Here is a 6,696-nt window from a genome sequence, read left to right as displayed (position 1 = left end):
TAAAGGTATTGAAGTCATGCGTGCACTACGTAAAGGACAAGCATCGTCATTTTATTATGGTCAGCCTCAGGGTGAAGTGTGTCTAATCAACAGGGTTTTCGGTCTCTAAGCACTTTTTAAAGGGAACATCATCGACTCAAATCTCTATTTGCAACAGTGCCCTATTTTCTTCAGTAACAACCGCATGGCTATGATCATGATGTTCTGACATAAAATATTTTCCTTATTCTATTTATGATGAGCAGAGATATTGGATAACAGCCAATATCTCTGCTGTAAATCGACTAATCTATTGGATTAAGAAACTTTCTTTTCATTTATCCAACGATAAAGCACGGGTAACAGCACCAAAGTTAGTAATGTTGAAGAGATAATCCCGCCAATCACTACGGTTGCCAGTGGCCGTTGAACCTCAGCCCCTGTTCCGGTTGCCAGCGCCATTGGTACAAAACCCAGTGAAGCCACACAAGCTGTCATCAACACTGGTCTTAAGCGCAAAATAGCCCCTTGCCACACGGCTTTATGCACTGGATATTTGTCCCTTAATTCCTTAATAAAGGTCAGCATTACCAGTCCATTGAGGACTGCAACACCAGATAAGGCAATAAAGCCAATTCCAGCTGACATCGATAATGGAATATCCCTTAGCCAAAGGAACAGCACACCACCGGTCAAGGCAAAGGGTACCCCGGTAAAGACCAATAGACTTTCTTTGACATTGTGAAAGACCGCCATCAGTAAAATAAAGATAGTGATTAAAGCCAGTGGAATCACGATTTGCATCCGTGCTTTGGCTGAAGCCAAATTTTCAAACTGACCGCCATATTCTATCCAATAACCACTTGGCAAAGTGTATGCTTTGAGCTGTGTCTGTACATCAGAAACAAAAGACCCTAAATCACGCCCTTCAACATTCGTTGTAACCACAACTCGGCGTTTACCATTTTCTCGACTGACTTGGTTGATTCCTTCAATGGTCGAGACTTGCGCGACATCCGACAATAAAATACTGCCACCATTTGGAAGCTGAATAGGTAACTGGGAAACAGATGCGACACTACGGTCTTGCTCTCCAAGACGGATAACAAAATCAAAACGACGATCGCCTTCTAAAATCTCTCCCACGCTTTGTCCACCAATACTGGTTGCCACAAGGTCTTGAATTGAACGCACACTCAAACCATATTGTGCAGCCAAAGTTTTATTTACCTCGACATTCAGTAATGGCAAACCTGAGGTCTGCTCAACTTTCACGGCACTGCTACCCGATATTTGCTGAATGATTTTGGAGATTTTAGTCGCCTCAGTATTGAGGACATTCATATCATCACCGAAGATTTTCACACCAACATCACTACGCACACCTGAGATCAATTCATTAAATCGGAGTTCAATCGGTTGTGAAAATTCACTATTATTGCCTGGAATCGTGGCTAAATACGTCACCATACGGCCACGTAATTCATCTAAACTTTCTTTAGGATTTGGCCATTCTGAACGAGGCTTTAACATGATATAGCCATCTGAAATATTGGGTGGCATGACATCTGTTGCAACCTCGGCTGTACCCGTTCTGGCAAATACTGCCTTAATTTCAGGGAAACTCTTTAAAAGAAGTTTTTCAGTATTCTCCTGAATACGTAAAGACTCTTCTAAGCCTGTACTTGGTGAACGTAACTGTTGTACCGCAAAGTCTCCTTCACTGAGCTGTGGTGCAAATTCACTGCCGAGTTTGGTACTGATAAATCCCGTAATCACTAATACACACAGTGCAAAAGTCAGCACAACTGCTTTGTATTGATACGAAATATCAAGAGTTTGCTGATATTTAGCTTTTAGCCATAACATCCAACGACTTTCTTTTTCTTGAATATCGCCTTTGACCCACAATGCCACAGCAGCAGGCACAAAGGTGATCGATAAAATAATGGCTGCAACAAGGGCTAGTACCACTGTCAATGCCATCGGATGGAACATTTTTGCTTCCACACCACTTAAAGCAAAAATCGGCAAATACACCACCAAAATAATAAGCTGACCAAAAATAAGAGGACGACGTGCTTGGCGGGCAGCCAGAAAAACTTCCTTAAAGCGTTCACTTTGTGTGAGAGGTCGTTTTAACAGTTGCTGTGTATGGGCTAAACGCCGGATACAGTTTTCGACAATCACCACAGCACCATCGACAATGATGCCGAAATCGAGTGCACCTAAACTCATCAGATTGGCACTGATATTTTTCTGTGCCATCCCGGTTAAGGTAAACAGCATAGAGAGTGGAATGACACAGGCAGTAATCAAGGCAGCACGGATATTCCCTAAAAACAGGAACAGAATGATGATGACCAGGATTGCTCCCTCTACCAAGTTTTTCTGAACGGTTTTAATCGCCTTCTCAACCAAGGTAGTACGGTCGTACACTGTTTCAATCACTACCCCTTTAGGCAAACTATTCTGAATATCTTGAAGCTTGGCATCCACAGCTTTAGAAACAGTCCGGCTATTTCCACCCATCGCCATCATGGCAACCCCTAAAACGGTTTCTTTGCCGTTATAGGTTGCCCCACCGGTTCTTAAATCATGCCCAATAGAGACTTGCGCAATATCACCAACCCGAATTGGGCTGCCATTTGGGCTACCCAGCATGGTGTTCTCAATATCAGAAAGCCCATTGAATGCACCCGGTACACGTACCGTCAGTTGCTGACCATTGTCTTCAATATAACCTGCACCTCGGTTCTCATTATTTTGCGCTAAAGCCTGTTGCAGTTGTTCTAATGAGATATTCAGTTGCTGCATCCGGTTTAAATCGGGAGAGACCACATAGGTTTTTTCAAAACCACCAATACTGTTGACCTCTGCAACTCCCTTAACACGTTGCAGTTGAGGACGCACAATCCAGTCCTGAATCTCACGCAAATCCATCGGCGTGTATGCAGTTCCATCCGGCTTTTTCGCATTCGGATCTGCCTTCAGTACCCATTGATAAATCTCACCGAGACCCGTAGAAACGGGGGACATCGTCGGTGCGATTTGTGCAGGCAACTCAGATTGCGCCTCCTGTATCCGTTGGTTAATCTGCTGACGGGCCCAATAAATATCAGTCCCATCTTTAAAGACAATGGTGACTTGAGAGAGTCCATAACGGGATATGGAACGGGTAAGCTCCAGATCCGGAATGCCAGCCATGGCATTTTCAATGGGATAGGTAATCCGCTGTTCGACTTCAAGCGCAGTAAAACCCTTGGCTTGAGTATTAATCTGGACTTGGGTATTGGTAATATCGGGTACAGCATCAATCGGGAGTTTCTGATAGCTATACACCCCGACCGCAATCCAGGTACAGACAAAGAGCAACACCCAAATCGCATTTTGTATGGAAAACTGAATGATTCGTTCGAATAAACCTTCTGGTTTTGGCAGATCAGAATTAATGTTCATGGCCTGCCTCGTCTTTTTCTAATTCAGATTTCAACAAGAAACTGCCTTGAGCGATATACTTCTGCCCTTCAGTCAGCCCAGAAATCACTTCAAGCCATTGTCCATCACTTGAAGCCTGCCCCAATTGCACTTTCTGTGCTTTTAAGTGGACTTGACCTTTTTGTTCTGAATCTACGATGAAAATACTGTCTTCACCTTCAATACTTTGCAGCGCAGACTTTTGAATCCGAAGGGCTGATTTTGCTGTAGCTTCCGGAATCAACACTCTCACTAGCACATTAGAACGCAACTCAGTAGCTTGCGCATCGAGTTTTGCGCGCACCACCAGACGCCCTGTTTGTACATCTGCCTGAGAGGTTAAGCTTTGTACAGTAGCTTTATAGATTTGATCTGAATCATTCACTTTAAAGTCAATTTTTTGCCCGGCTTGCAGTTGACCTGAGAATTGATTCGGCAAATTAAACTCAAGCCATAAATCTTTCAGCTGTTCAATGACAAAGAGCTGATTAGCCAGTTGCACATTTTCACCGACCACAATATCTTTTTGACTGATCACCCCAGAGATCGGTGCTTTAATCAGAAAACGCCCATTGTTATTGCCACTTGCACCTAATGCATTTAAACGTGCTTGTGAGGACTGGACAGTAATCTGCGCTTGACGGTAGGCATTTTCGGCACGCTGGTAATCCTGTTTGGCAGAAATCCCCTGTGACCAGAGTTGCTGTTCGCGCTGGTAATCTTTACGGGCCAAATCCAGATTCACCTGTGCCATACGCAGATTTGCCTGTTGGTCGATCAGTTCAGGCACGATTAGTACAGCCAGCGTTTGTCCTTTTTGCACGCTCTGTCCTAAAGCCACATTGACCTGCTCGACATGACCACTAAAATTAGGCGATATATGCGCTTGTTGATCGGTATTCACCACCAATTTACCTGGCAGGGTTGTCAGCTTTTCAACCAATCCTGTGGATGCAACAGCAACTTTTAAACCTTGTTCAACCATTTGTTGGCTGGTCAGTTGTATTTCGCCTTCTTCAGCATGTCCTTCTTCAGAACTATCTTCATCAGAATGTTCGGCATTTCCCTCATCATGACCATGCCCCTCAGATTCAGTTTTTTTTGAACTTAACCAAATAACCAGACTGACCAAGACCGTAATCAGAATCAAAATTGCAATCATGAGAGACTGGGATATTTTTCCGTTTTGCTTGGCGTTCATTTTATCGTGCTCCCCCATTGATTAAATTTTGCGATGCTTCGACTGCCTTTTTATTCAGTTGTGTATAGGCATCCGAACGGCTAATTTCTTCATAACTTGTGCCAATACTGAGTGCCTCAGCTGCGAGGGCAGTTTGCCAAGCTTGACGTAGAATTTGTAATTGACCCAATCGAAGATTCTGCAGTTGGGTGGTTGCTTGCTGAACGTCGGTAATGGACAGTTTCCCTGCCTGAAACCCTTGTAAAGTACGGCTCTGAACTTTGGTCGCCAAAGTAACTTGTGCTGTTGTGGCATCGAACTGGCTACGTAAACCTTTGAGCTGATGCATGCTGTTGGCAATATTGAGTATTTGTTGCTTCAGCTCACGCTGCTGCTGTTGGTTCAGCAATATTTGCTGTTGCTGGACCATCGGGATCGCATATTGCTGGCGGTTGAAAATATTCAGTGGAATAGCCACGCCGATTGCCAAAGTCGTATCGTTGCTTTCATTAGGGGTTTTGCTACGTTTCATGCCTACATTTAAAGTCGGATTGGGACGTGCCTGAATTCTTAAATTTTCAATTTGATGATCCGATTGCTGAATGTTCAAGGCATAGAATTTTTCTAGCCACCCTTCAGCAATATACCGTTGCACAGTTTGGAGACTTTGCTCTGGCCAAGGGATAGCGGTTTTATTCAATTGAAGATGTGAAGATGTTTCTCCCCCCCACAAATTAGACAGCTGACGACCGGCAGCTTGTTTATTCAGCATCGCTTGCTGATAAAGTCGTTGGATTTCTAGCGCTTCAATTTGGGTACGCTCAAAATCAACCAGGGCAATACTGCCTGCCTGATAGCGTTTCTGGGCACTGTCCAGATTGGCTTTACTTGTTTTTAACTGTACTGAATAAGCAGACTGCTCAACCTCAGCAAGTGCAAATTGCGACCATGCAAATTTAACAATCAGTTGGCTTTGTGCCTTCCATAATTGCTGTTGCAATTGGATTTGTTGATTCGAGGTATTGGCAATCACCCGGTTCAGCTTACGCTGACCAAATAGATCTAGAGGTTGACTAACGCCAACATTGAATTCCTGTTCTTGACCTGAGCCAAAGCCAGACTGTTCTAAACTTATACTTGGATTCTGCCATAACCGACTTTGCTGAATATTCAATTCAGATATTTGCTGAACTTGTTGCCACAGCTTGTCTTGAGTCTGGTAACTTTGTACTTTTGCTAAAGCGGATTCAAAGCTGGTAACGTTTTCAGCATAGCTATATTGCATAGCCGCTGCACATATACAAGCAACCAAGCTATGACGCAAGAGTATAATTGATTGTGAAGACATGATTTTTCCCACTTATTTAAATAATAAAAGTGGTGGGAATGTTTTAGGCTACCCCACCATGAGCGGGGAAAATTTGGGAGGTGGGCTTTGTTGAAACAGGTCAGGAGCCTGATAGCTGTTTTTCCAATGAAATTGTGGATTCACTTTAACTTCAGAGCTTGGATGAAACACATCTACTTTTTCATTTTGTACAATCAAATGCGTCATCGATGGTAGATGATCTTGATGATCTTCACCGATTTCTAAATCGCTACTGAATGTTTTTATGTTTTCTGACTGTCCATTATGATCGTGTTGACGACTATCGCTGGCACACAAGGTATTTTGGTGATGACCAAAATGATAACTCTGCTGTGATTGAGGCTGTTGTTCATGGACACAAAAGGCCGCCGCCACATTCCAAAAGCTTTGGAACATGAACAATCCAACCAAGACTGTAATCCATGTAGTAGAACGCATCATCATAACAATCGAAAAATTTGTACCAAGTATAAGGCTTAGAGCCACTCCAAGGTCAAGCTTAATAAATTAAATGGCACTGTTGCAAATAGAGATTTGAGTCGATGATGTTCCCTTTAAAAAGTACTTAGAGACCGAAAACCCTGTTGATTAGACACACTTCACCCTGAGGCTGACCATAATAAAATGACGATGCTTGTCCTTTACGTAGTGCACGCATGACTTCAATACCTTTAATTGTGGCATAAGCCGT

4 protein-coding genes and 2 pseudogenes are annotated in these 6,696 nt (G+C 43.3%); 1 reads left to right on the top strand and 5 read right to left on the bottom strand.

Annotated elements, in window-relative coordinates:
- Window positions 1-109 (top strand): annotated as a pseudogene (locus FTU34_RS17210) (IS6 family transposase); the annotation flags it as partial.
- A 188-nt stretch (window positions 110-297) separates the two neighbouring features.
- On the opposite strand, the gene FTU34_RS17205 reads toward FTU34_RS17210, so the two are convergent.
- The 5 genes and pseudogenes from FTU34_RS17205 to FTU34_RS17185 all read right to left on the bottom strand — a co-directional run.
- Window positions 298-3,438, bottom strand: a complete 3,141-nt coding sequence (locus tag FTU34_RS17205) for an efflux RND transporter permease subunit (protein WP_016658776.1) — start codon at window positions 3,436-3,438, stop codon at window positions 298-300.
- A complete protein-coding gene (locus tag FTU34_RS17200; RefSeq protein WP_016658777.1) occupies window positions 3,428-4,657 on the bottom strand; it encodes an efflux RND transporter periplasmic adaptor subunit in 1,230 nt (409 codons plus the stop codon). The genes FTU34_RS17205 and FTU34_RS17200 overlap by 11 nt, the downstream gene beginning before the upstream one ends.
- Window position 4,658: 1 nt before the next feature.
- Window positions 4,659-5,984, bottom strand: coding sequence for a TolC family protein (locus FTU34_RS17195; RefSeq protein WP_035269736.1), 1,326 nt, complete (start codon window positions 5,982-5,984; stop codon window positions 4,659-4,661).
- Between the two features lie 48 nt (window positions 5,985-6,032).
- The gene (locus FTU34_RS17190) at window positions 6,033-6,449 is read right to left on the bottom strand and encodes a cation efflux protein, CzcI-like (protein WP_227591950.1); all 417 of its coding nucleotides are present in this window, start codon (window positions 6,447-6,449) and stop codon (window positions 6,033-6,035) included.
- A 121-nt stretch (window positions 6,450-6,570) separates the two neighbouring features.
- Window positions 6,571-6,696, bottom strand: a pseudogene (locus FTU34_RS17185) (IS6 family transposase); the annotation flags it as partial.

Source organism: Acinetobacter sp. YH12094 (genome assembly GCF_013419295.1).
Taxonomy (GTDB): domain Bacteria; phylum Pseudomonadota; class Gammaproteobacteria; order Pseudomonadales; family Moraxellaceae; genus Acinetobacter; species Acinetobacter amyesii.
Note: the sequence above shows the minus strand (reverse complement) of the source record. Positions and strands in the feature narration are given on the sequence as shown.